17 protein-coding genes, 6 tRNA genes and 1 riboswitch are annotated in these 24,864 nt (G+C 34.9%); of the genes, 20 read left to right on the top strand and 3 right to left on the bottom strand.

All coding sequences use genetic code 11. The annotated features are described in order from the left end of the window. Positions 1-18 precede the first annotated feature (18 nt). From pdxT to CEQ75_RS03450, 9 genes are all read left to right on the top strand, one after another. Positions 19-645, top strand: a complete 627-nt coding sequence (gene pdxT, locus CEQ75_RS03490) for a pyridoxal 5'-phosphate synthase glutaminase subunit PdxT (RefSeq protein WP_157677305.1) — start codon at positions 19-21, stop codon at positions 643-645. A gap of 121 nt (positions 646-766) precedes the next feature. Further along, on the top strand, positions 767-2,038 hold the full coding sequence (gene serS, locus CEQ75_RS03485) for a serine--tRNA ligase (protein ID WP_089609094.1): 1,272 nt from the start codon (positions 767-769) through the stop codon (positions 2,036-2,038). A gap of 73 nt (positions 2,039-2,111) precedes the next feature. After that, positions 2,112-2,188, top strand: a tRNA-Arg gene (locus tag CEQ75_RS03480). 107 nt (positions 2,189-2,295) lie between these two features. Next, positions 2,296-2,385: transfer RNA gene (locus tag CEQ75_RS03475), tRNA-Ser, on the top strand. 166 nt (positions 2,386-2,551) lie between these two features. Then, positions 2,552-2,646, top strand: a tRNA-Ser gene (locus CEQ75_RS03470). Between the two features lie 5 nt (positions 2,647-2,651). After that, positions 2,652-2,728: transfer RNA gene (locus CEQ75_RS03465), tRNA-Arg, on the top strand. A 52-nt stretch (positions 2,729-2,780) separates the two neighbouring features. Beyond that, positions 2,781-2,857 (top strand) — tRNA-Arg (locus CEQ75_RS03460). 27 nt (positions 2,858-2,884) lie between these two features. Next, a complete protein-coding gene (gene tadA, locus CEQ75_RS03455) occupies positions 2,885-3,331 on the top strand; it encodes a tRNA adenosine(34) deaminase TadA (RefSeq protein ID WP_089609093.1) in 447 nt (148 codons plus the stop codon). 394 nt (positions 3,332-3,725) lie between these two features. Then, positions 3,726-3,815, top strand: a tRNA-Ser gene (locus CEQ75_RS03450). A gap of 17 nt (positions 3,816-3,832) precedes the next feature. On the opposite strand, the gene CEQ75_RS03445 is transcribed toward CEQ75_RS03450, so the two are convergent. The 3 genes from CEQ75_RS03445 to CEQ75_RS03435 form a co-directional block, all read right to left on the bottom strand. Further along, entirely contained in the window at positions 3,833-5,170 is a 1,338-nt protein-coding gene (locus CEQ75_RS03445; protein WP_242965364.1) for a site-specific integrase, read from the bottom strand. A gap of 94 nt (positions 5,171-5,264) precedes the next feature. Continuing rightward, positions 5,265-5,498 (bottom strand): helix-turn-helix domain-containing protein, encoded by a 234-nt coding sequence (locus tag CEQ75_RS03440; RefSeq protein WP_089609092.1) that lies wholly within the window; start codon positions 5,496-5,498, stop codon positions 5,265-5,267. A gap of 540 nt (positions 5,499-6,038) precedes the next feature. Then, positions 6,039-6,461 (bottom strand): RNA polymerase sigma factor, encoded by a 423-nt coding sequence (locus CEQ75_RS03435; RefSeq protein ID WP_089609091.1) that lies wholly within the window; start codon positions 6,459-6,461, stop codon positions 6,039-6,041. A gap of 586 nt (positions 6,462-7,047) precedes the next feature. Next, positions 7,048-7,135: riboswitch (cyclic di-GMP riboswitch) on the bottom strand. 366 nt (positions 7,136-7,501) lie between these two features. Here CEQ75_RS03435 and CEQ75_RS03430 point away from each other — a divergent pair. The 11 genes from CEQ75_RS03430 (at position 7,502) to CEQ75_RS03380 (ending at position 24,827) form a co-directional block, all read left to right on the top strand. Continuing rightward, positions 7,502-7,717, top strand: a complete 216-nt coding sequence (locus tag CEQ75_RS03430; RefSeq protein WP_089609090.1) for a helix-turn-helix domain-containing protein — start codon at positions 7,502-7,504, stop codon at positions 7,715-7,717. Positions 7,718-7,804: 87 nt separating this feature from the next. Beyond that, positions 7,805-8,593, top strand: a complete 789-nt coding sequence (locus CEQ75_RS03425; protein ID WP_089609089.1) for a BrxA family protein — start codon at positions 7,805-7,807, stop codon at positions 8,591-8,593. After that, entirely contained in the window at positions 8,574-9,149 is a 576-nt protein-coding gene (locus tag CEQ75_RS03420; RefSeq protein WP_089609088.1) for a hypothetical protein, read from the top strand. Before CEQ75_RS03425 ends, CEQ75_RS03420 begins: the two co-directional genes overlap by 20 nt. 14 nt (positions 9,150-9,163) lie before the next feature. Beyond that, positions 9,164-12,595, top strand: a complete 3,432-nt coding sequence (locus CEQ75_RS03415; protein ID WP_089609087.1) for a hypothetical protein — start codon at positions 9,164-9,166, stop codon at positions 12,593-12,595. A 12-nt stretch (positions 12,596-12,607) separates the two neighbouring features. Continuing rightward, positions 12,608-15,748 (top strand): Eco57I restriction-modification methylase domain-containing protein, encoded by a 3,141-nt coding sequence (locus CEQ75_RS03410; RefSeq protein ID WP_089609086.1) that lies wholly within the window; start codon positions 12,608-12,610, stop codon positions 15,746-15,748. A gap of 23 nt (positions 15,749-15,771) precedes the next feature. Further along, positions 15,772-18,066 carry a PglZ domain-containing protein gene (locus tag CEQ75_RS03405; RefSeq protein WP_089609085.1) on the top strand — a complete coding sequence of 765 codons (2,295 nt, stop codon included), beginning with the start codon at positions 15,772-15,774 and terminating at the stop codon, positions 18,064-18,066. Positions 18,067-18,080: 14 nt separating this feature from the next. Beyond that, complete coding sequence (gene brxL, locus CEQ75_RS03400) at positions 18,081-20,084, top strand: protease Lon-related BREX system protein BrxL (protein ID WP_089609084.1); 2,004 nt, start codon at positions 18,081-18,083, stop codon at positions 20,082-20,084. Between the two features lie 48 nt (positions 20,085-20,132). After that, positions 20,133-21,770 carry a hypothetical protein gene (locus tag CEQ75_RS03395; RefSeq protein WP_089609083.1) on the top strand — a complete coding sequence of 546 codons (1,638 nt, stop codon included), beginning with the start codon at positions 20,133-20,135 and terminating at the stop codon, positions 21,768-21,770. Position 21,771: 1 nt separating this feature from the next. Further along, complete coding sequence (locus CEQ75_RS03390) at positions 21,772-22,419, top strand: hypothetical protein (RefSeq protein ID WP_089609082.1); 648 nt, start codon at positions 21,772-21,774, stop codon at positions 22,417-22,419. Between the two features lie 43 nt (positions 22,420-22,462). Beyond that, positions 22,463-23,446, top strand: coding sequence for a hypothetical protein (locus CEQ75_RS03385; protein WP_089609081.1), 984 nt, complete (start codon positions 22,463-22,465; stop codon positions 23,444-23,446). Beyond that, positions 23,439-24,827 carry a hypothetical protein gene (locus CEQ75_RS03380; protein ID WP_089609080.1) on the top strand — a complete coding sequence of 463 codons (1,389 nt, stop codon included), beginning with the start codon at positions 23,439-23,441 and terminating at the stop codon, positions 24,825-24,827. The genes CEQ75_RS03385 and CEQ75_RS03380 overlap by 8 nt, the downstream gene beginning before the upstream one ends. Positions 24,828-24,864 lie beyond the last annotated feature (37 nt).

Genomic DNA, 24,864 nt, shown 5'->3' with positions numbered 1-24,864 from the left:
TTCATATATCATAGGTTGTTGATATTTTCCTTAGATTTATTTAGAAGGAGCGATTTTTTAAATATTATGCGTGTGGGGGTATTAACAACTAAAAAAGAATTTAAAAACCATCAAAGAATGTTGGCTCAATGCGGTATAGATGGGGTTTTGATTATTAACGCTCAAGACTTAAATGATATCGATGGTTTCATCCTTGCTGATGATGATAGAATCATGGGGCATGCATGGAAAGATCGAGATCAACTGCATCAAGCAATCAAAGGTAAAGTCTATCAGGGGATGCCGATTTTTGGAATTAGTCAAGGCATGATGGTGCTAGCCCGGGAAATGAAGCAGGAGGATGGTTTATATCTCAGACTTTTAGAAATCAAGGTAGAAAAAGATGGTTTTCATCTTATAAAAGAGAGCTTTGAGGTTCCTTTGAAGATTGATGTATTGGGAAAAGCTCCTTTTCCCGGGATATTTATTGGGGCACCATATATAAGATCTATTCAACCAAATGTAGGTATTTTAGCTATGTATCAGGAAAAAATTGTAATGGTACGTCAGGGCAATATCTTAGGCGCATCTTTTCATCCTGAATTAACAGATGATTTAAGAGTGTATCTTTATTTTAAGCAAATGATTGAGGATGCTAAGGGATAAAGAAATTAACTAAGCTTTTGCTCTTGGAGAGCAGAAGCTTGTTTTTTACAATAAAAGCAATAAAATTTCAATATATGGGAAAAGTATATAAAAGGGAGCAAGGAAAGGGAGGCAGTTTATTTTGTTAGATTTAAAATTTGTCCGAAGTAATCCGGAAAAGGTGGAACAAGCCTTAATAAACAGAGGCGGGAAAATAAATCTAGATTTATTTCTAAATATGGATGAAGAACGTCGGGAACTATTAGTGAAAGTGGAACAAATGAAGGCAGAAAGAAATGCAGTTTCCCAGGAAATAGGCAAGGCTAAAAAATCCGGTTCATCTGCCGAAGAAAAAGTAGCGGAAATGCGTCAATTAGGAGAAGAGATCAAAGGAATGGATGATCGCTTAAGAGAATTAGAAGCAGGAATTCAAAAGGAGCTCCTTACTATTCCTAATATTCCCCATGAATCGGTTCCTGTCGGCTTATCGGAAGATGATAATCTGGAAGTCAGGAAATGGGGCGATGTGCCAAAATTTGATTTTGAACCGAAAGCTCATTGGGAGATCGGTGAGAAACTGGGTATTTTGGATTTTGAAAGGGGTTCTAAGGTTACCGGAGCCAGATTTACCTTTTATAAAGGGGCAGGGGCCCGTTTAGAAAGAGCCTTGATAAATTTCTTTCTTGATTTACATACGGAAAAGCATCAATATACAGAAGTTTTTCCTCCTTTTATGGTGAACCGGGATAGTATGATTGGAACAGGTCAATTGCCTAAATTTGAGGAAGAAGCTTTTAAAATTGAAAAAACAGAATATTTTTTAATTCCTACCGCTGAAGTACCGGTCACAAATTTATATCGGGAAGAAATATTGGATGGAGCAAATTTACCCATTTTCCATTGTGCCTATAGTGCGTGTTTCCGGGCTGAGGCCGGGGCAGCAGGTCGGGATACTCGGGGTTTAATTCGGCAGCATCAATTTAATAAAGTAGAATTGGTAAAATTCTCTCAGCCGGAAAGCTCATACGAGGAATTAGAGAAACTTACTAATGATGCAGAGGAGATTCTCAAATCCTTAGGACTTTCTTATCGAGTTGTAACCCTATCTACAGGGGATTTAGGTTTCTCTTCGGCTAAGACTTATGATCTGGAGGTATGGCTGCCCAGCTTTAATTGTTATCGTGAGATCTCTTCATGCAGTAATTTTGAGGATTACCAGGCTCGCCGTGCCAATATCCGTTTCCGTCGGGATGTGAAAAGCAAACCGGAATTTGTCCATACCCTTAATGGATCCGGGGTGGCTGTGGGAAGAACAGTAGCGGCAGTTTTAGAGAATTATCAGCAGGAGGACGGAAGCGTCTTAATTCCTGAAGTTTTACAGAAATATATGGGTGGACTTACGGTGATCAAATAAATTTAAATTTTTCTGGATCAGATGATATTGACGGGAAGATTGTAATGTGTTATTATAACTAAGCTATTGATGCGCGCCCATAGCTCAGCTGGATAGAGTGACAGACTTCGAATCTGGAGGTCGCAGGTTCGAATCCTGCTGGGCGCGCCATAAGGTTTATTGATTAGACAGGCTGTTTTAGGAATTACTTTAATTGACAATGAAAAATCACTATGTTATAGTATAAAATGTGCCCTTTGTCCGGGTTTTCTCGGCGTGGAGGGGTGTCTGAGCGGTTTAAGGAGGCGGTCTTGAAAACCGTTGAACCTGCAAGGGTTCCGTGGGTTCGAATCCCACCCTCTCCGCCATATACAAGATGCAAGGGAATTGAAAGCAAGAAGACTGGGAAGGCAAAAATCAAAGTAAGATTAGACGAGTAGTTTTTATAAATTGATATAGATGGCAGTTATTAAGATGTACATTATCAGGTGAAAGATTATTGCTTTTGACATCTTAAATCTTGCCTCTTGATCCGGAGAGATGGCCGAGTTGGCCGAAGGCGCTCGCCTGCTAAGCGAGTATACGGGCCAAAACCTGTATCGCGGGTTCGAATCCCGCTCTCTCCGCCATATATGCGCCCGTAGCTCAGCTGGATAGAGTGTTTGACTACGAATCAAAAGGTCGTGAGTTCGAATCTCGCCGGGCGCACCATTTCATTTAGGCTTTCGTCCTTCATCTGGCGTAAGCCGATTTTAATTAAAATGCGCCCGTAGCTCAGGCGGATAGAGCAGCGGTTTCCTAAACCGCGTGCCGGTGGTTCGAGTCCTCCCGGGCGCGCCAGTTTGTTTTAAATATTGATGGTGAAAAATGTTAAATGTTCTTTATATGAAAGAAGCATTGTTGGAAGCTGAAAAAGCATATTATAAAGGAGAAGTCCCTATCGGGGCTATTATTGTTTATCAAGACAGGATTATTGCCCGGGCTCATAATCTTAAAGAAGAAAGACAAGATCCTACTGCCCATGCTGAGATTTTGGCCATACAAGAAGCAGCCCAATATCTGAAAAGTTGGCGATTAAATGGCGCTACCATCTATGTCACCTTGGAACCTTGCCCCATGTGTGCCGGGGCTTTGGTACAGGCAAGAGTAGATACATTAGTTTTTGGTGCTTGGGACGGCAAGGCAGGAGCTGCCGGCACATTAATGAATATTACTCATTTTTCCAGGTTTAATCATCAATTGGAGGTCTTCGGTGGGATTCAGGAAGAGGCGTGTAAGAGTCTGATACAGCGGTTTTTTAATCAACGAAGATAAGAGTTTAAAATGTTATAATTTTATATGGAGGCGTATCGAAGTGGTCATAACGAGCCTGACTCGAAACCGAAAGCGATATGTGGTAAGCTAAACTCCGAAAACGTTGATATGACTCGTTTTTATGAGTCAATTTGACAATTGAATACCCATTGTTCTCTCCATCAGTTCTCTCCTTTTTCCGAGGGATTTCTGAGACCTGATGTTTGGAGATATATTGGAGGGTTGTCCGAGTGGTCGAAGGTGCGACTCTCGAAATGTGTGGAGCTTTGTGGAAGCCATGTAGCCGAAAACCTTGATTTTATGCAGTTTTCCAAACCCTCGGAGTTCGAATCAGGACAGCTTTTTGAGCTGTTCTATCCAAGTTCTATCCGAGGTACTAAATAAGTTTATATTCGGAGAGTTGTCCGAGCGGCTTAAGGAGCTGGTCTCGAAAACCAGTGTACATGTAAATGTACCCAGGGTTCAAATCCCTGACTCTCCGCCATCATGGGACTGTTAATCCTAAAGATTAGCAGTCCCTGCCATTTTAAGCGGCAAAGATTTCTGAATGATCTTGGCCGTTTTTTTCTTAGATTGGTATTCCAGATGGCCATAGGTATTGACCGTTGTTCGGATGTCGCTGTGACCAACCCAATCTCTGATACGCTCCATAGGCACTTCATTGGCCATCATCAATCCTACGCACGAATGCCGAAGGTCATGGAACCTGACATGCTGCAATCCAGCTTTCTTGAGTAACTCCCGGTGCCTGTTGGTTATGTAACCCGGGTCGATGATTTCCCCCAAAGGATGGACGCAAAGATATCCAAGCCATTCGTTGCTGTATGAACTGCCGCAAAGCTTCCTCAGTTCCTTGTTCTCAGCTATTTTTGCTTTTATTCTTTCCTCTACATAAGGAATCAAGGGATAAGTGCGGTTACTTAAATCCGTTTTGAGCTTATCGGAAGGGATATATATCTTTTGCTTATTGATCACTGCTGTCGTTACAGTGTGATTAGCTCGAAAGAATTTGTGCTGAAAATCAAATTGCGATTCTCTGGTGCCAACACATTCACTGCGTCGCATCCCATAAAAGCCGCCGAGCAATATAGGAATTTCAATAATATCTCCGACAATAAATTCGAGATAATACTGCATCTGTTCAGCATTGAGCGTAGCCGCATTATATTTCTCGATTTTGTGTAAGGTGATTGCGCTGTTTGGATTCACACTGATCATCTTTTTGCTGACGGCATAATTCAATACCTGGTTGATAACAGTGTAATCCTTGGCAACTGTAGCCTTCTTCTTGCCGTGTTTCAGCCGATAAGCGTAATGTCCCTTGAGCAGATCGGGCGTAATTTCCTGGACAGTGCATCCATAAGCCTTGAATGTCGGATACAGGTTTTGCTTTATGTTGTCTGCATATCCGGCCCAGGTATTGAGCTTGATCGTTCTGTCAAAATTAAAATCTTCCCCCACCACAATATTATCTGGGTGTCTGAATGCCAGCCATTCGTTTAATAAATCCGCGAACAAGGGATTTGCGGAATGGTTTTCATCGGAATCATCATGAGCAATGCTCTTTTCAGGCACTTCATGCGCAAACGTCTTATCCGTCACACCATTTTTCAGGTCAAGCGAATATTGGATTCTGGTTGATAAGCATTTGCTTTCGGCTTCTGCTTCATTTTCCTCAATTGCAGAAAGCCCTGTTGAAATCCAAAGAGGCTTGCGCTTACCGTTCTGATCCTTTCGATTGAGAACGATGTAATAATATCCTTTCTTTGGTGTTATGAAGCCTCCAATTAATTCATCCTCGGTCAATCTGACCATTTTCAGCATTTGAGTGAGTTCCATATGGTTCCTCCTTTCGAATTATTCACTCACCTGCCGTTGACATGATGAGTGTATCACAATAAATAAGGTTCGTAAAATGTGCAAATATCATTTTTTATTGGCTGTCGCTGCTTGTACCTATTCTAAGATAGCTAAATAAAAAAGGCTTGGGGATCTTATATGCCCGCCCAACCTTTAGACATTCAATTTTATTTTCTTGTATGAGACCGTATCCTGTTTTTAGGCTAATGCCAAGAATTTCACACATTTGCTTGATGTCAAGCACATCGGGATAGCCCTTTAGCATGATACGGTAGGCTTTTTCTTGGGATAATTTTTCATTAGCCATAGTAAGCCTCCTTCTCGTTTTTAATGCCGCGCTACTTTCTATTTTTGATTCGCGAAGCAGGAGATACGCCTTAGTTTGGACACGCATATATACTCACATGGATAGGCGCACCTCTAACTCGCGTTTCTATTTTGGTTTTATTACTTATGGCTTTATCCGGCAGACGGCGGTTAACCGTCCTCATAGGAATTCCACCTCTCCCAGGTTCTCTGCAAGCCGCCCCCATTGCGTGATCCTGCTTGAGCAGGGCTGTGGCTGGACGGAAGTATCATTATCCCTCCGTATGTGTCGCCGCCTTAAATGTAACCAGCATTTATTTACTGCATGGGTATTGACCGCTCGCACCCTTACCTTTATCCACTCCTCAATGGTGTGGATATTGGGACTGTGGTCTTGGCGTACCTGCAATCTGGCTTTCCTTCTCAAGGACATACGGGGAATGTACCGGATAAAACACCTATTCAATTATCAAGGTTCAATTGAGGGGGTAGATGTATCCCTCTATTAATCAGCAGATTTTTAGGGCGATTTCGCAGGAGGTTAGAAAAAATTTTTTATAAATTTTTCTATGTTCTTTAATCCGCGATTAATCGAGTCCCTAATAGTGCTTTCTCCAACTCCTTCAATCCGTGCAATTTGTGCTTTGCTCATTTCCAAGAAGAAATAGGCATAAACACGCTTCGCCTGTTTTTCCGGGAGACTGTTGATAGCGGCATATAATTCCTGATTGCTCAGCTTTCTTTCATAGATTTCATCCGGCGATAAAACCAGCAGGATAATATCCTTTTCAATACCGTCGCCAGCATCAAGAGAATAATATGCTTTGTAGACACGCCTACGCTCGAAGTCTGCATGTTCCTTTCGATTAAACAGTTTAAATAGTTCCGCAATTTCATCTGTTACTTCAATGAAAAAGTCGGATTTATAGAACGGGTAGTAATCCCGCAAATTGATTCTTATCATATATGAACCCTCCGTTTTGATTTTTTTAGTAAAGAAAAACCAAAACAGAGGAGGAGAGCGGCACCCGGACGAATACCTTAAAAATTTAAAAAAGCAGGGCTTGTCCACTTTGAAAGATTGAATAAAAATAGATGAGTTATTTCGACATACCAAAAGTCGGAAATACAGATATTTTGTCAATAAGAAAACCGCAACTTGCTTGCTGCAAATTGCGGTTTTCCTGGCTGTATGAAATATATTGTGTTTAAGTATTGTTGAAGGCTGTACTTTTTCCCGTATGTGTGGGAGATACTGATTTGTGTCAGAGAAGCCGACATCAGCAAAGATAAAGCCTTTATAACTTTTTGCATCTGCTATTTTAGCTTTTTTACCTTTAACAGAATTTCATTTTTCATTTGTCAGCACCTCACTTACCTAAAATGAAAAACAATAGCTGCATTACCCATATAGCGGCAACATTTTGTCAAAAAAGTAAGCAGCATTGCTGTCTAAATATTACAAATTTCACCAGCAAAGTCGTTGACCCTTTACTCAAAAAAACAAAAAACCTGCCGCTAAGAAAGGGCAGGTTATGCACATAGCATAATGCGGCAGCCAGGCTATCATAGTGCAAAGGCACCTTAGACCCTATAGCTTTGCGTCCCTGCCTTTTGGCAGGTTTGCCCTTTTCGCTGATAATTCATTTTGTAAAATAATTCACAAACGTTTTCAATTAAGTGAGTTTTGATTTATTGATTTTATTCATTATACATTATTTAGACGGCAAAAAATGTAAAAAGTTCCACTTTTATTGACAACTCCAAAAGAGTTGGGAGTAAAGGGAGAAGTATGTGACAATCGTGAGCTGGGGGCAGCCCAAAGGTGCATCCTCTTGAAATATACAGTTGAACTAATATCTACAAGTGAAAAAGGAAGTATTATATTAACGATATAATGACTTATATTATGTTTTAAATAAAGCATATATACTTTACATTGAATGGTAAGTATGTTATTCTTTTAGTTGTATAAATGTATCCTTATATTGGCGAGGTGTAAAAATGGCGATTAGGAGCAGATTGTCAATTCTAATGGGGACTAAACGATATAACATACAGGATATTTACGAAAAAACTGGACTTGCTCGAAGTACTATTGCCAATTTGTATCACGATAAAACACAGCGTATTGACTACGACACCTTAGATAAGCTGTGCAAGTTATTTGAGTGTAATGTTGGGGACCTTATTGAGTATTATGAACCTTCAGATGAATAAAACAGAGTGTTTGTCCAGTGTCCTGTTTTTTGGACAATGAGCATGATAAAATATAAAGGGATAGTATATCTGGAAAGAGGATAAGGTATGGAAAAATTTAAATGGACTACCTCTAGTGCGTGGATAGATGAGACTTTAGAGGTGTTTAAATTTATAGATGAAAACTATTCAGTTGATGATTTGAATAGACTTATAAAGTCAGGAAACCTTCTTAGTGATAGAAAAGCGAGTTCTGCTAAAAGGGTCTTTACAGCAATAAGATCAAGATACTTAAACACTGACAGGGATAAAGTAATTTCTTTGTCCAAAGTACTTAGCTCATCTATATCAGAGCAGGAAAAGAAAAATTATTTACTCATTTTCTATTTGGAATATGAGACTTTAGCTAGATTTTTTATGACCGAATATGTATGTGATAATTTCAACAAGTTATCACAAAAAATATTTACACAAATGGACTTAGATCGTTTTTTTGAGATTGTGACGAATGACTACAGGGATTTGCTTCCTAATAAATTACAAAACGAGATCAGTAAAGCAAGTATGATTAAAGTAAGGAATCAACTTTCAAAGAATCTTGAGGCTTTTGGTTGGGTTGAGGAAAAGCGAGATACTTTCATAGTAAAAAGACCTAGCTTAACTTCGGAATGGTTTGTTTTCACTCTTTATATATATTTTGAAGACGATCATATTAATGCCAAGGATGTTTATCACTCTCCGATATATAAGCGATTTTTGTTAAATGAGTATGATATTGAGTATTTGATATCGGGAGCTAAAATTAAAGGTTTGCTGGAAACTAATCGCTTAGGCGATATTAGTACAATTACGATGAAAGAAAAGGGGTTATTTGATTATGCACGAAATTATAAATGATGTAACTGCAGAGGTTAAGAGAGTGATAACAAAGCCTCCTTCAAGGCCAATTAGATTAATGTTCTTTGATTCTCCCGCTTTATGTGCTGTAGTACAGAATAGAATTAAAGAAGAGTTTGATAGTAATGAAATTATAAATATAAACAGCTTTTATATTAGTAATGAGTGGCAGAAAAATGGAGATAGAATAGCAGAAGCAGAAAGCAAGTATGGCGTGGATAATATTAAATTTCAGAAGTTAATATGTGAATCATTAGAAAAATACATTGTTAATTTTGTTGAACAAAACGGTCCTAAAAAATTGCTTGTAATTGAAGACTCGGAGCTATATAGTAACGGCTTCGATCCAATTCATTTTCTTTCTGCGTATATGTATGAGCACTATATAATATTGGACAACGAAATACCTATGTTTTGGATTACCATAGGACAAAAGGAAGAGTACAGTACAAATGAGTATAGATACTACAAAACTGAATTTACAAACGGCAGACTAATAAAAATAACCCAGGACAGTTTTAGTAGTTGTGTTATTGATTATAAATCTATTTATTGATGGGAGAAAGCAAAATGAAAAAAGTACTTGAAGTATTTGAAAGAGACATAAAAAGAGAATTTAACGACGTTACTACTGTTGATCGCCATATAACAGCATTAGATATTGATGAATACGTATTGACGAGAAACGTCGAAGATATATTAGGCAATTTTGTAGCATATTTTTTTGATGATGCAAAGTATCCAACGCTTCATATGAAGTGTCAATTATTACAAGATAAGTATAGAGATAAAATAGGACCTGGAGTATGGATTAGAGGTTTCTTTGGAGCCGGTAAATCCCATATGCTGAAAGTAATGCATGCGCTATTCTCGGAAGAATATATTGATTATATCGATGAGCATGGAAAACCCTCAACGCTGAACGTGACCAAAACCATTCAAGATAAAGTTATTAGTAGTGATATAGCCGAACTGATTGGTAATATAAAGCCATCAGATTATATCACATTTATCTTCTCAGCAAATCACATAACAAAATCGGGTGACAGTATAGTGGATTGTTTACCAAAGGAAATATCGAGGCAATTAGGACTTGCGTTTGATGAAGATAAAGAATATTCTGCATTAGATGTTGCAGAGTTTTTGAAAGTGACTTTGTATAATTCTGGAAAGAAACGCATGATAATCTTTATAGATGAGATATTAGATGTTCTTGATACACCTGAGAAAGTAAGAAAATTTGAAGGTTTAATTGAACTTCTAAATAATGATATTTGGTTTGTTGTTACTTCTCTTGAAGCAAAAACTAAACTTTTAACTACATCAACTGCTGAGCGTATGATTCATCGTTTTGGGCAAGAGCAGATTTTATATCCAGAAGAAATGATCTGGATCGTTAAAAGAAGATATCTAGCAAAATCTGAGCTTGTAACTAAAGAAATTGAAAAGAAGATTAATATAGCCAAAATGAAGTATTTGTTTTCAAATGCATATTTATCTGATACGCAAGATGGAAAAATTGAGATGCCCAATATGATTGGCTCGTATCCATTTTATCCATTTCAGTTGGCATACATGAAAGAACTTTTGAAAAATGAAAGCAAGGGTTCTGCTAGAAATATGATGAAGACTGTCAAGTCTATTGTTAAGAATCCGGAAGTATATGATAAAGAAGTTGGGTATTTTGTTAATATTGAATTGATTTATGAGGAATTAAAAAGTAAGAGAAGTATTGAAGAAGAATATAGTGATTTGATCGGCGGTTTAGAGGGAGCGCCTATTACTGATGCAAAAAATAACCCTGTAAAAAAGAAGCCTTTATTAAAAACACTTAAATCAATTGTCTTGTTATCACAAGTAAAGCCTGAAGGTATCAAGGCTAACATGATATTACCATTTGTTTTCAGTGAAGATGTAATTAGTGATGAAAACAAACTGTTAGATGTACTTGAGATTTTAGCAAATGAAAACTTTATTAATAATGAAGGTGGCTTATACAAGCCTATAACAAAAAAAGAATCAGACGTTTGGACAAGAATCAAAAACATATCTTCCATAACGGAATCAGCGATAAGGGATTTCTTGAATGGGAGAATATATAAGATTTTTGGAGCTAAACCAACTGCAGGGAAAAACCTGGTTTTCGGCAAAATCAATGATTATAGTAAAGATATTGCATTTGTTTTGAAAGCATCAGATGTTAGTGTGGAATTTCCAAATGTTTATTCGTGTATACCTTTTGAAATGGATATTGAAAAATTAAGAAAAGAAGCATTTGACTCAAGTAATAATAAAGAAAAATTGTTTGTTGTACCGGATAAAAAGTATGATGGAAACTCATTATATAAAGCTACAAAATTTTATCTTCAAATGGAGGAAGCATTAAAGAGAGAAGCAGATTTTGGTATTGACCAAAAATTGAGAATACAAATAGAAACAAAAAAAGATATAGCAGTTGACGGCGATATTAATAAAATGCTCGAAGAGTGTTTTAGATTTGCCTTTATTTCATATAACGGACAGGATAATAAAGATTTTGCAACTACTGCATCTCAGAGATTGTCCTTAGAATGTGAAAAAATGCTCAAGAAAAAATATACAATGTTTTTCGGAAAGATGTTGAGAGAGCAAGTAGATACGTTTATTCTAAAACAAATATTGAGCCCTACACTCAAGATGACTTCCGAATACTTAAAGGAATTAGATTTAATCGATGCAAATGGCTCAGTAAACACAGGTAACCGTTATTATAATGAATTTATGAAGTCTTTTCCGGATAATGGATTTGAAAAAGATGGTTTCAATGTTATTGATGAATTTTCGAAAGGCAAGTATGGTTGGGATTTAGATACCATAAAAATCATGACTGCCTTAGCCATGAAGAATAGTGACTTAAAAGCTGCAAATCAAGGGAAAGTATTTTCGATACCTGAAGATAATAGTGAACTTACAAGTAAAAATGGGCCATTTGCACCTAGAAAAAGAGATAGCTTTGATGGATTAAAATTCACAAAAATAAACATATCTGATGAAGAGATCCGCAACGCTATTCGAACGATCAAGACATTAGACCCGAACATGGCAGTTGATTTGAAACTAAAAGATGTTGCCGAGAAAATAAAAATTGTTGTCGAGAAAGTCTTAAATGCAAGTGTGGATATATATTCAGATGTAATTCCGCAGATTGTAAAGGATAATCTAGATATTATATCAGCTATAGCAAATGATATTAAAAAAAGAACAGATACTGAAGATATTGTAGTTTCATTTAATAAAAAACTAAGTGCATCTCATGCTGAAATGATGAAAGACAGATTTAAAAATGTCCTTTATTTATCTGACAATAAAGACAAAGTTTCACTGGTATGTAAAGTCTACTCAATGTTAAAAAATGCTGATGAATCAAATTTAGAAAGCGTCAAGGAAACGTCTGAGAAGTTTATATTAGGGGATCTAAAACGCTTTGAAGATATAATAAAAAAATATAAAGTCTCGTTCCAAGAAAAGTATCGTGAATATGAGAGACTTCACACAACGATAATGTCCGATATTCAACAATTACCTGAATGGATGAAAATATCAGAGGATCAGCAAAAGCAAGTTGTAGCTTTAATTAAATTCACCAAACTTGACAATTTGGTATTTGATGATCTTAAGATAAAAAGCATTGGTACTCTGGATGACTTAAGAAGAATGGTAAATGAACTTGTAGCTTCAAAAACAAAAGCTGTTGAGAAAGTACATGCATTTAATGATCAAAATGAAATAGCGAAAAACGCACCGTCTAGCGGTCACTCAGGTATACTTGATACACCTGTTATTAACAAAGTACCGGTTGTTAATAATCGTGTATCGAAAAAGTTTAGATCATATTCAAATGGGAAAATCATCAACATTGACAGTGTTGAAAAGCTAAAAGAACTCGATGCAGTATTCAGTGAAATAAGAGAAAAGATTAAGAAAGATATAGAGGCAGGAAAGAAGATAACTTTAGAGTTATAGGAGGAACGCATTGTGTCAAGAGCAACCTTAAAACCTGTAATATCAAAATTGAGAGAAATTATTATCAAGGATATTGCCGGAAAAATGGAAAAATACGGCTTTGATGATTGCGGTAGAATTGCAGCAAATAAACCTTTGAGTGAATACGACTCAGTGATCAAGAATAACTTGGTAAACTTGTTTAAAGGAAAAAACATTGAAGGAAATAGAAAAGAATATATTGCGTATATCCAAGATAGTGCAAGAACTTTTCTTCATATACTCATTTGCTTTAAAACAATGGAGAAGCGTGGGCTTATTGGGAGTGTTATTGGTCGATTATTAAAAGACAATATTTATGATAGCATTCTTCCAGATTTCAACAATGTACACCCTTTAGCGTTCACTGATTTGGTGAATAAATATCAAGATGAAATTTCTAAAATGGAGGAAAAAGACAATCTCGAAGAAGATAGGGAATATTATAACTTCTTATTCATGTTGTCATTGCTCTCTAAAGAGATGGCAACGGAAGTACCCCTTCTATTTAAAGATTACGAACATAATTTAGTTCATCCTGATTTTGATGGACTAAAAGAAATTCTTTTCAATATTAATAAAATTGAGGAAATCGAATACTTTGAAGATGACTTCTTAGGATGGATTTATCAGTATTGGGTTGACATTAAAGATGATGAGTTGAAATCAGCCAAAGAGGATAAAGATGTTTCATATGCTAATTTGATTTATTATGAGATTCTAAATAACTTGGAAGAGGAGCAAACACAGTTTGGAGAGTTCTATACACCACGTTGGGTTGTTAAGTATATTGTAGACAATACTTTAAAACCTTACTTTGAAGAAAACAAAAAGATTGAAACAATCAAATTGCTAGACCCGGCTTGTGGGGCAGGTAACTTTTTAGTGTATGCTTTTGATGTGTTATACGATTTGTATAAAAAGGAACACGCTGAATGGCCTGACAGCATTGTTATTGGCTATATTTTAGAAAAAAATATCTTTGGAGTTGATATTCAAAGAGAACCACTGCAAATAACTGCACTAAATTTGTGGCTTAAAGCAAAGAAGAAGGCACAAGATGTTCGAATTAAGAACTTAAATTTGTTCAATATGAATATTTTAAAGGCAAACTCTCTGTACCGATGGGAAAATGATCAAGAGGAGATAGTGCAGCTATCATTGTTCCAAAATGAGATGGAATTAACTGAAAAACAATATACAGCTGAAGATATTGGACAATATATCTCTGCTCAGGCCTTTATATCTATAAAGGAAGCTAGGTTGTTTTTTAAGAACAAGTTTAATGTCATTGTAATGAATCCACCCTATTTAGGAATCAGAAAAATGAAGCCGGAAACATCGCAGTTTTTAAAAAAAGAATATCCAAAATATTACAGCAATTTATTTGAGGCTTTTATTGCAAGAGCAGAGGAGTTACTAGCTAAAAATGGATATTTAGGCTTTGTTGGTTCTGACTCATTTATGACATTAGATAGTCACGATAAGATTAGAGAATTAATGCTTACACAATTTGCTGTGAAAAAATTGATAAAATTAGGAGTAGGGGTTTTTGATGGTCCTACAGTCAGTGCAGCAGTATTAGTAGCAGTCAAATCAAACAAAAACTCTAGTAATGTAGTTGAGTGTTGTGATATATCACAAAAAACGGAGGGTGTTGATGCTTTATTCCATGATTTTATTAAAGTTCAACAAAAATCGTTTAAAGCTATTTTGGGCTATCCTTTAATATTTAATTTCACCCGAAACATTCATAATTCTTTTGTTAAATTTACACCGTTAGAAAAAATTGTGGAAATTAAGCAGGGGATGATAACAGGAAATAATGATAAATTCCTTAGAAATAAATGGGAAGTGCCAAATGACAGATTGGGAATTGATTTTCACCCTTATGCTAAAGGTGAAGGTTGTGAAAAATGGGCAAATAATATAACTATGTGCATAAATTGGTCAAACGATGGATATGAAATTAAGAAAGAGGCTAAAGAAAAATATGGAAGTGAAACAAGAACTATTAAGAACCAAATGTATTTTTTTAGAGAAGGTATAACATATAGTGATGTTACAAGCGAAAATCGTTTTAGTGCGAGATATTTACCAGCAGGATGCATCTTTGACACAACTGGTTCTTGCATTTTTCCCAAGACAATGAATACAAGTTACATGCTTGGATTTATTAACTCAAAGCTTGTAAATTATTACTTGTGTAAATTGAATCCTAGCCCACATTTCCAAGTTTGTGATATGCAAAGAGTTCCATTTGTTGAACCATCAAGGGATCATGAACAAATTGTTATCGAAAAAACTAATAGAGCAAGGAGCATCAAGGAATACATTCTCGGATTTTCATACATATCTGACTTTTATCACGAAGTAGAACTCGCCTATGGTTTTTCACACGGTGCAAAATCAATAATTGAGGCATATGAAATATTTATTAACAAATATAACGAACTTGAAGATGAACTTTATAATTTACATCTTGAAATAGATAAAATTATCTATAAAATATATGAACTTGATGAACTGGATATAAAAGTCATCGAAGAAGAATTTCCTAATATGCCACCAAAGCCCAATAAAAACAATGACATAAAAAAAGTCACTCTTAACTTTATTCGAGCAATTGTAAAGGATATTTTAGTTAATGACCCTGCAAAACTTTATGAAGATACTGAAATTGAAGCGCTTATTAAGCAGTACATTGAGGAAAAATTTGAAAATGGATATAAGATTATTGAGGAAGTTGAAAGCATACTTGGAAAGTCAATAATAAATGTGATTCGAGGTGGTATTAAAATCGGATCAAAAAACATAACGCTTGCTGGTGGCGGAAACAAAGATTTAGATGAACCACTAATACAACAAAAAGTTCTTTCAGGCTCTGGCAACAATAAAAGTGTAGTTATATGGCACTTAACACATTTTTTATTAGAATTTGAGGAAAATCAGAAGTATGTTATGCAAAATGAAATTAGAAGATATAGCAATGATATATTCAGACCTCGTCTGCAAAGTATCAAAGAAAAGCTTCAAGGTGACTTAACAGATTCAGCTAGAAAGGATCTAGTAAAGCAAGAAAAATTATTAACAGAAGCAGTTAAAACATTAGAAGCATGGAAAGTGGTAAATTGATTTAAGTGGAGGCAGGGATAATAATGCAGTTAATTGTTGAAATTCTAAAAGATATTATAAAAAGTAAAGCAGGAATTATCCCTGCCTATATATATGATGAAGCAGGAATTTTTGAGAAGTATTTATGTCGTTTGGATGAAAATATTGATATCACTAATTTATCGAGCGGTTCGAAGCTGGCTCTACAGGTTAGTTTAAGAAATAAGCAGTCATCAAGATATGTTGTCATCTACAGTAAGTATAATATTGATATAGGCAGCATGGTTGCAACTAATAAAATTCAATATGTTGAAATAAATGCTGAAATGATATTTTCAACTTTTGCCGGAACGAAGAGCAGAATTACAGGCAACATTGTATTGACACCAAAACAAATGGAATTATTAGTTGATAATTTTGAAAGTGTCATTCATGATTTGGAGAGTTATGAAAAAATTACAGCTAATATACTTAAGGTATCACTTGCTAAGTGTGTAAATGGCATATATCAAACCCCTAAAGAAATATTTGTTTCACTTATTAAAAATGAAATTAGTATGAATAGGGTTAGAAGTTTATATTTACAAGAACAAATCAACAAAATAATTGAAGATAGTTTTGGAGTTATAATTTTAGACTTTTCAGACAACAGAAATCTTTTCCAAAAGGTATTAATTACTCTTCTTATAAAAAATCATAAAGATTTTGGAGCGTCATTTAACGACTATTTGTTACCTGTAAATGAAGAAAAACTAATCAAAGTATTCGATTTTATAAAAGCAAATGTAGACGCTTTTAATCAAGAATTATTCGAACTGAATAAGTTTTTTGTTGGTAAATATACTCAAACGCTAACTTATTACATTCCTAAATTGTTTGAAAATTATATTGCAGAAAACATTTCTGATTACTGCAATTTAAAAATAAATCGAGAATTATTATGGACAAATGACATGGTGATTCTAACCGATTTTGTTGAAAGAATCTCAAAAATGGACATGATTCTTAATAAGTATGTTTCATACTCATTTTCAACAAATACAATAAGTGAAATAATAAAGGAATATAAAGAGTCTCTAAGCGAGCTCGACAGCCTATACCGAGAACTGTCCGCATTGTATGAAGTGTTATCTTATAGTCATGATATCTATGTGAAAATCGATAGGGCAAATGTCTACAACAAGATTACAGAAATGTACTTTAATGTGCTCTCAAATATAAACAGCAGGTATATAAGTGGATTTAATTTGATTATATCAGATGATGATAATGCTGTAAGACAAGATAGAATTTTGAATAATTTTGAGTTTGAAAGAAACACAGTTTTCATTTTTGCCGATGGATTGAGATATGAAATGGCCAAGCCCTTGAAAAACGATATTATATGTGAAGATGTAGTTGACTATGACGTTTATTCTATATTACCAACAGAGACTGAAATTGGAATGAATGGATATTTTATCACTGATGAAAAACTTAGACTAAACAAGAAAAACATATTTGAGCTTGTTATGCAGGCTAAAGTAGTTGTACAGGTTATAAATTGGAGAATAAAAAAGCTGGCAGAAATACTAAAGCAACCAGTTATAACGTTTGATGAGTTCAAGAAAATGGAGAATTATAACGGAAGTGTTATTTATTTCTATAATGATATTGATAATGCACTCCATAATTATAACAGTTCAAGGAAAGTTACTGATTCTATTCAAGAGTTAAAAACAGTAATTCAATATTCTATTGATCGAAAATTTGATGTAATGCTATTGTCTGATCATGGGTTTATTGACATTAGAAATAAAATACAGCTCCAAGATGGGGATATCGATAGTGAGAAAAAGAAAAGCAGATATTTAATTCTAAATTCATCGGAAAAAGCAGACTCAATGTACTATCTAGATGGAATTAAAGTTGCAGACTTTATTGAAATGGCTAATAAGAAGATCTGTTTTATTAATAGTGTTAACTCACTTAGACAAACTACAAAGTATACTCACGGTGGTATTTCGTTACAAGAAACCATCATTACAGCGCTTTTATTCAGAGCAAAAAGTATTGATCAAATACAACAAGCAAAATTTATTGTAAATGTTGAAGCTTTCAATGAACTGAAAATTGAAACCTGCGGAGCAAAAGATGCGGAATGTTTCGTATATGCTGGTGAGAATAAGATTTTTATGTGCGTAGTTGAAGATAATGACTCTATTATTAGATTCCCCATCAGAAATTATAGTAAAGGTGATGAATTCTTAATTGTTATAAATAAAGGTGAGCTTGTTGAGAAATATGCAATTAAGAAATCCGGAATCACAGTAATTGATAAAGATTTGGATATTTTTTAATTGGAGGATGTAAAATGAGCTTGAATGAAAAAGTACAACAAGTATTTCAATATAAAGTGGTAACAAAGGGAATCGTAAATAGTCTGAAAAGCAGCATTAAATTACCGGTATACGTGCTGGAATATCTTATATCCCAGTATTCGGATAAAGGACTAACGAATGATGAAATTATTGAAAAGGTTAAAGCTGTTCTCAACAAACACTACATTTTACCGGAAGACAAAAATAAGATAAAAGACTCAATAAAAACGGATGGAAGCATAGTAATTATTGACAAATTGCTTGTCGATGTTGATTTGAATAAAGACATGTATATTGGAACCTTGAATACTGCAGGACTCAAAGATATTTTGGTGGATGATGAATGGGTTAGAAAATACAAAGGCTTGCTAGAAGGCGGTATGTGGGGGTTAGTCAGACTAGAAAGAAATGAAGACAGTTCCAAGTATCCTGTTATGGTCGGCAAATTTAGCCCTATGCAGATTTCAACTGATGAGATTGAGGAATATATCTCGTGTAGAAGAGAATTTACTAGGGATGAGTGGTTAGATTTGCTAATAAATAGCATAGGGCTTAATCCTGAAAAATTTGATTTCAGACAGAAACTTCTAATGCTATTAAGGCTGATACCTCACTGTGAAACTAATTACAATTTAATAGAGCTTGGACCAAGGGAGACTGGAAAATCTTATACTTATAATGAACTATCCCCATTCAGTTTACTTGTCGCTGGCGGAAAAGCTTCCGTTGCTGTTTTATTCTATAATCTTGGGAAAAAGGAAGTAGGATTAGTTGGAATATGGGACGTTGTCGCCTTTGATGAAGTTGCTAATGTAAGATTTGGAGATCCACAAGGACCAGCAATGCTTCAAACTTATATGGAATCTGGAAATTTTGCCAGAGATAAAATGCGAATTGAAGGAAAAGCTTCTATGGTATTTGTGGGAAATATCGACAATCCTCTGCAGATTTGGGAGCAAGGAGGAAACCTTTTCTCCACTTTGGCAGAAGAGTTACAAACGCCCGCTTTAATAGATAGATTTCATTATTATCTACCAGGTTGGGAAATGCCAAAAATGAAAACAGATTATTATTCAAAAGATCTCGGAATGATTTCGGATTTCTTTTCAAAAATATTGCATGATTTAAGAAAAAAGTCTTACTCGGATCTATTAGATAAACACTTCGTACTAGATAAGAGTTTAAGTTCTCGTGATACAAAGGCCATTAGAAAGACTGTTTCGGGTTTGTTAAAACTGCTCCATCCAGACCTGAATGCTTCTGCTGAAGAAGTAAAGGAGTACTTAGAATTTGCAATGGAAGGTAGAATGAGAGTAAAGGAACAGTTAAAGCGAAGAGGTGGTCTTGAGTTTTTTGGAACTACCTTTAGATATATGGAAAAAGAAACGCAAATGACAAAGAATGTATATCTTAAAGAAATGGTAAGTGGAATCGGGAGTATGGTATCACCGCTAGATGTAGGCGAGGTATTTACTGTAATCACCAAAGATGACAGGATGTTTCCGATCAAAATTGAAACAAATTATACCAATGGTAATGGGAATTACCAAATTACTGGAAAGCCTTCAGTTGAGGCAAAAGAGACCATCAAGAATGTCTATAACTATATCAAGGCTAATGCAAATAACATGGGGGTAACCAATAAACTATTTGAACATACCTACATAACCCAAATAATTGATGAAAATGGCTCTGGCGGAAATCAAGAGATTGGGTCGGCCTTTTACTTGAGTATGATTTCTAATTTTATTGATCGTCCAATAAAAGCAAAGACTGTAGTTTTAGGTAGTATGACCGTAAACGGAAATTTGATAAAAACGACAAACCTTTACGAAAAGCTTAGTTTTATTATTGAACAAGGCGCTAAAACTGTATATATTCCTATTTCAAACCAGCCTGATACAATGACAATGCAACCAGATATATGGGGAAAAATATCAATACTATTTTATGCTAGTGCAGAAGATCTTTCTAAGAAGGTGTTTGATTTAGACTAGATTCTTAATAGACAAATGGTTTAAACTTTTATGAAACGAGGTAAGGTCATGGATTACTTAAAATTTGAAGATTACATTACCAATTATGAAAACTTGAATTCTAATGAGTGGATTACTTTGTATGAGAATGTAAAGTCTACAAGCAATGGATTTAAACATGACATTTTTGCTTTTTGCGCTCTGGTCAATGATGATGACGAGTTTATAAAGGAGTACCTTAACGATTTTGAATGGGGATTTTCACCAGATTCCTTTGGACATTCTTATTTTGAACATGTATCAAGAAATATTGGAAATGGAAAATTTGAAGATGAGATATTCTTTGTTCCGGGAAATGAAAGTGGAGACTTTGAATATTTAGTTGCATTTCGTTCGTTTAACAGAAAGTATGCTGTTCAAGTTGAAATTAACCCAAAATTGATTTGGTATAACAATATAGTCAAGATTGGTGATAACTATATAGATCCTAATACTGATGAAATTATTATCAAAATTTCTGACAATAAAATTGAAGTTCTAACAAAATATCTTAAGGATTTTTTATGTGCATACAACAAAATTTGTGTTATTACATTTGACCATAGAAGGTTTGCTCTTATTGATAAAAAGATAAGCGGTGCCCAGAAAACATTTTCAAATAATACAAGTTTCTTTCTTTATTCTATTAATTCATACGACTATAGCGATTATAATGTATTGGCATCAATTATTGGAAAGTCAATAATAAAACCATATAAAGAGTGTCATCATAAAAGCTTACAATACCTTGTTGGCGATAAAGAGTACAGTGAATTCATTTATGGAATTGACATAGAGACCGGAAATCTAATGAAATATACGTGTGATGAAAGCAAATTGGCAAACTACTTCGGCGCTAATCCTGAAGCTCCGCATTTTTTAACCCCAATTTTTTTCAATAAGAGTGTATTAAATAAGTATAAGACAGATACCGCAAACTATGTAATCAGTGATGGATATATTAAATATTTGGATGAATGGAATTTACCATTTACAATTAATGAAGAAGATAAAGTGGTTGTATGGCTTGGTGACTTAGGAAGAATACCATTTGATGAGCAAAAGCACTGGAGTACAGAGAATATACCTCCTAAAGGAGCGATTGAGGAGAACTTTTGGAAACAGCAGATGGAATCTGTATTTGTTGATAAAATTCTCCCGGAGAAGTGGCTTTTTACTCTTATTGGAAAACTAAATGAGAAATTTAATGATAAGTATGGTGCTATAATCTTCAATCCATTATCAGAAGCAGATAACTCAATATATAGCGCTTTTGTGACCCCCGTTGTGAATACTGTTGACGAATATAAAGAGTATGTAATTCAGTTTTGCAAAATTACATGTGAAAGCATCAACAAAAAAATGGTGCAGAAATTCGTTCAAGAAGAAAAACTCAAAGATGCTCAAGGACAAGCCTTAGGGAGTATAGGTCAGCTTGATGTATTGTTTAAAGAGCTGGGTATTACTACCGGTGATAATTTGATTAATTCATTGAAACTTCTCTATAATTCAAGAAATAAATTATCTGGTCATACAGCTTCTTTAAAGGCGTACAATAAACTTTGGAAACGAGAGGAAAATTATTCACCTAACTGGATAATGGATTCTAAAATTCTATTAAATTCAGTCAACGATTCGCTTAATGAATTAATAGAGGAGTTAGAATGATATGCAGATAGGTGGATTAACTATTGAACAACTCCCTAATCCTAAAATAAGAAGATGTTATCAAGATTTAATAAGAAAAGCCAAAAGTATAACGTATAAGCTTGATATTATAAATGCTATGCACACAGATTTAATAAATAAACTACCCTCAATATCTGAATCGGATGACATAATTCTTGTAGGGGAAATAGCAGATATTTTTGAAAAAATATACTCTTGTATGGAATATGTTGCAATGATTTTTAAAGAGCTATATAGGGATAGGGGAGAAATACAAGCTAAATTTCATAGCTTATTACAAAAAACGATAAAGAATAAGGATTCTTCCAGCATATACGCAGATAAAAAGATATTTGATTTTGTTGATAGATCCCTGGAATGGTATGCTATTGTTCATGATATTCGTTCAGAGGAAACTCATTTTTCAAATGGCAAAATTATTACTCAGGATTCAAAAATATTTTATAGAATTGATAGACAGACGGGTAGAGAAACAGTATATGATTTAATTCGTATTTACAAAAAGTTACCAAGTGAGCGCGAAGTAGAATATAAATTGGAAATATTGGATGTTACAAGAATATACTTAAGTTTTATAAACTCAATTCAACAATTAGAAAGAATAATTTTAGCAATGAATGAGGTATAAAACTGATTATATAAAGCCATGTGTCGGGGAAGAGGTGGAGAAGATGTCATTAACTGAAATACCTGTTGAATTTACATCAGATGAAAAGGGTTATTATGATAGGCAATGCCCAAATGAAAAGTGTGAATATCTTTTTAAAATACATATGGAAGACTGGAAAGAAAAAGCATCTGACGAACAAGTATTTTGTCCTATGTGTGGACATACCGCAACGTCTGATCAGTGGTACACTCATGAGCAGATTGAGGCTATTCAGGAGATAGCTGCCAGTTACGCTCAGTCTTACATCAGCAATGAATTGGATAAGATGTTTGGGAAAATGGCACGCAGTATGCGTGGAAATAAATATGTTCAAATTACTTATAAACCCGGCAAAAAGATATCATTTGTGAATAATCCCATAGGACAAAGACCAGAATGGGAATTGGAAATAACTTGTGAAAAGTGCCAGACTCGATACAGCGTGTTCGGAAGTGCTTATTTTTGTCCCTGCTGCGGACATAATGCCGTTGAGCGTGTTTTTAATGAATCTTTAGATACAGTTCAAAAGATGATTGAGTCTATTGAAGATATATATAATACCTTCGAAAAAAGCTATGGCAAAGATAAGGCTGAATCGATGTGTCGCTCAATGATAGAAGGAACACTGGGAGATATTGTTTCAGCTTTCCAAAAGTATGCAGAAGAAATTTATAAGCAAATTATGCCGACTAAAAAGGTTCGAGTTAACGACTTTCAAATAATTGAAAAAGGAAGCAACTTATTTAAAGAAGCTACCGGGAAGGGCTATGATTTATGGCTTTCTCATGATGAAATTGAAGATATAAATATGTTATTTCAGCAAAGGCACATTATTGAACACAATAATGGTTTGATCGATGAAAGATATATACAAAACTCAGGAGATATATCATACAGGGCAGGTCAACGAGTAATTATAAAAAATCAAGACGCTATGAGGTTGCTTAGATACGTAAGGAAACTGTCAGATGGACTCAGCAAATTAGGGGGGATGCAAAATGGATAAGGAGTTGTTTTATAACTGGCTTAAGAGTTTCAAAAAGCTTGATACGACCACAAGCAATGCAAGAACTTCAAATTGTCTGAGAATCGAAAAATTCTATGGTGATTTGGACAAGTTATATACTTCTGATAGATGCGCAAGACTTATAGAGCAGCTCACTTATACCACAACAGATAAAAAGCTTGGAGCCAAACCGAAGCACAATATTCCAATAGACGGTGATATTTATAACGGAACACATACATTAAAAGCTGCTTTGAAATTATATATAGAATTTAAAGATAACAAGATGATTGAGGAACTCAAAACGATACCTGATGTAGATCCAGACATGCATGACGGATCATATGAGCTTGTAAGAGAAACTGTTGAATCACTATCAACGATTACACGGGAGCAGCTTGATATAAATGACCTCGATCTTCTCTACTTCATGGTAGTTGGCACTTGGAGAAGTGGTGTTGATGTGAAACGGCAAAAAATTAAAGATAGCCACCTGGATACGGTCGAAAAGGACAGGCTTTCTGCTATTTTGGAAAAAGTTAAGGAAAAAGCTGTTCAGCATAGCTATGAGAATATTGCAGAAGAAGGTAAAAATTTAGGGTGGTCTATTGGAATGTTTGGTACTGGCTTTCACACATTTGCCTCAAAAGCAGATAAAGAAAGTGCCCAAAGGTTCATTTCTCTTTGTGTAGAGCTGAAAGACATGGCTGACGATGAAGCAATGTTTGCAAAGGTAGAGGAAGCTATTAAGAAGGGTATAAAAGGGATGCAAAGTGCAGCGGCTTCTGTAATGCTGCACTGCTTGAAGCCGTATACGTTTCCTATTATGAATAGTGCTGTTAACGATACAGTACCACTTTTTCAGATAGAAGGGGTATCATTAGTTAAGCCCAGAGAATTAGGGTACTACATACAAAACTCAAGGCAGTTAAAAAAGTTCAGAGATGAAAAATGTGTATTCAGGAACTATAGAGCTATGGATTTGAAACTATCTGTCTATGGTAGAAGTAAGGATATAGCGGAGGATGAATTGGTTAATGATATGATTGTCTCACAGGATGACAAAATAAATATTTGGAAGATATCTCATGGAAACGATGGCAGCTTTACAGAAGAAGAGAGAGAAAAGTATTTAGACCAAGGGATAATCACAGTACATAGAGATACGGGAAGAGGTCAAGGAAACGAGTTTGAGAATGGTATTAGAATTGGGGATTACTTTTATTTGTGCTTTGGAAATAGTGGCATAAAACTACTTGGCAAGATTACATCAGAAGCTGCACAACTGGAAAGCAAGACTCAAGGATGGCTCTATAGAAGTTATGAATGTATTTGTCAACTTAAAATTAGGCCATATAGTCATTTAATTTTCGGCCACTAAGAAAAAAAAATTTAGTCGTTTCATAAGCATATTTAGT

This window comes from Dehalobacterium formicoaceticum (genome assembly GCF_002224645.1).
Classification (GTDB): domain Bacteria; phylum Bacillota; class Dehalobacteriia; order Dehalobacteriales; family Dehalobacteriaceae; genus Dehalobacterium; species Dehalobacterium formicoaceticum.
The sequence above is the reverse complement of the archived record's forward strand: the minus strand, read 5'-3'. Positions and strand labels throughout refer to the sequence as shown.

What these genes read in the sequence shown, in the direction of transcription:
- tadA (WP_089609093.1), top strand. Translation starts at nt 2,885, where the DNA reads ATGTTAAATGTTCTTTATATGAAAGAAGCATTGTTGGAAGCTGAAAAA.
- CEQ75_RS03445 (WP_242965364.1), bottom strand. Translation starts at nt 5,170, where the DNA reads ATGGAACTCACTCAAATGCTGAAAATGGTCAGATTGACCGAGGATGAA.
- CEQ75_RS03440 (WP_089609092.1), bottom strand. Translation starts at nt 5,498, where the DNA reads ATGGCTAATGAAAAATTATCCCAAGAAAAAGCCTACCGTATCATGCTA.
- CEQ75_RS03435 (WP_089609091.1), bottom strand. Translation starts at nt 6,461, where the DNA reads ATGATAAGAATCAATTTGCGGGATTACTACCCGTTCTATAAATCCGAC.
- CEQ75_RS03430 (WP_089609090.1), top strand. Translation starts at nt 7,502, where the DNA reads ATGGCGATTAGGAGCAGATTGTCAATTCTAATGGGGACTAAACGATAT.
- CEQ75_RS03425 (WP_089609089.1), top strand. Translation starts at nt 7,805, where the DNA reads ATGGAAAAATTTAAATGGACTACCTCTAGTGCGTGGATAGATGAGACT.
- CEQ75_RS03420 (WP_089609088.1), top strand. Translation starts at nt 8,574, where the DNA reads ATGCACGAAATTATAAATGATGTAACTGCAGAGGTTAAGAGAGTGATA.
- CEQ75_RS03415 (WP_089609087.1), top strand. Translation starts at nt 9,164, where the DNA reads ATGAAAAAAGTACTTGAAGTATTTGAAAGAGACATAAAAAGAGAATTT.
- CEQ75_RS03405 (WP_089609085.1), top strand. Translation starts at nt 15,772, where the DNA reads ATGCAGTTAATTGTTGAAATTCTAAAAGATATTATAAAAAGTAAAGCA.
- brxL (WP_089609084.1), top strand. Translation starts at nt 18,081, where the DNA reads ATGAGCTTGAATGAAAAAGTACAACAAGTATTTCAATATAAAGTGGTA.
- CEQ75_RS03395 (WP_089609083.1), top strand. Translation starts at nt 20,133, where the DNA reads ATGGATTACTTAAAATTTGAAGATTACATTACCAATTATGAAAACTTG.
- CEQ75_RS03390 (WP_089609082.1), top strand. Translation starts at nt 21,772, where the DNA reads ATGCAGATAGGTGGATTAACTATTGAACAACTCCCTAATCCTAAAATA.
- CEQ75_RS03385 (WP_089609081.1), top strand. Translation starts at nt 22,463, where the DNA reads ATGTCATTAACTGAAATACCTGTTGAATTTACATCAGATGAAAAGGGT.
- CEQ75_RS03380 (WP_089609080.1), top strand. Translation starts at nt 23,439, where the DNA reads ATGGATAAGGAGTTGTTTTATAACTGGCTTAAGAGTTTCAAAAAGCTT.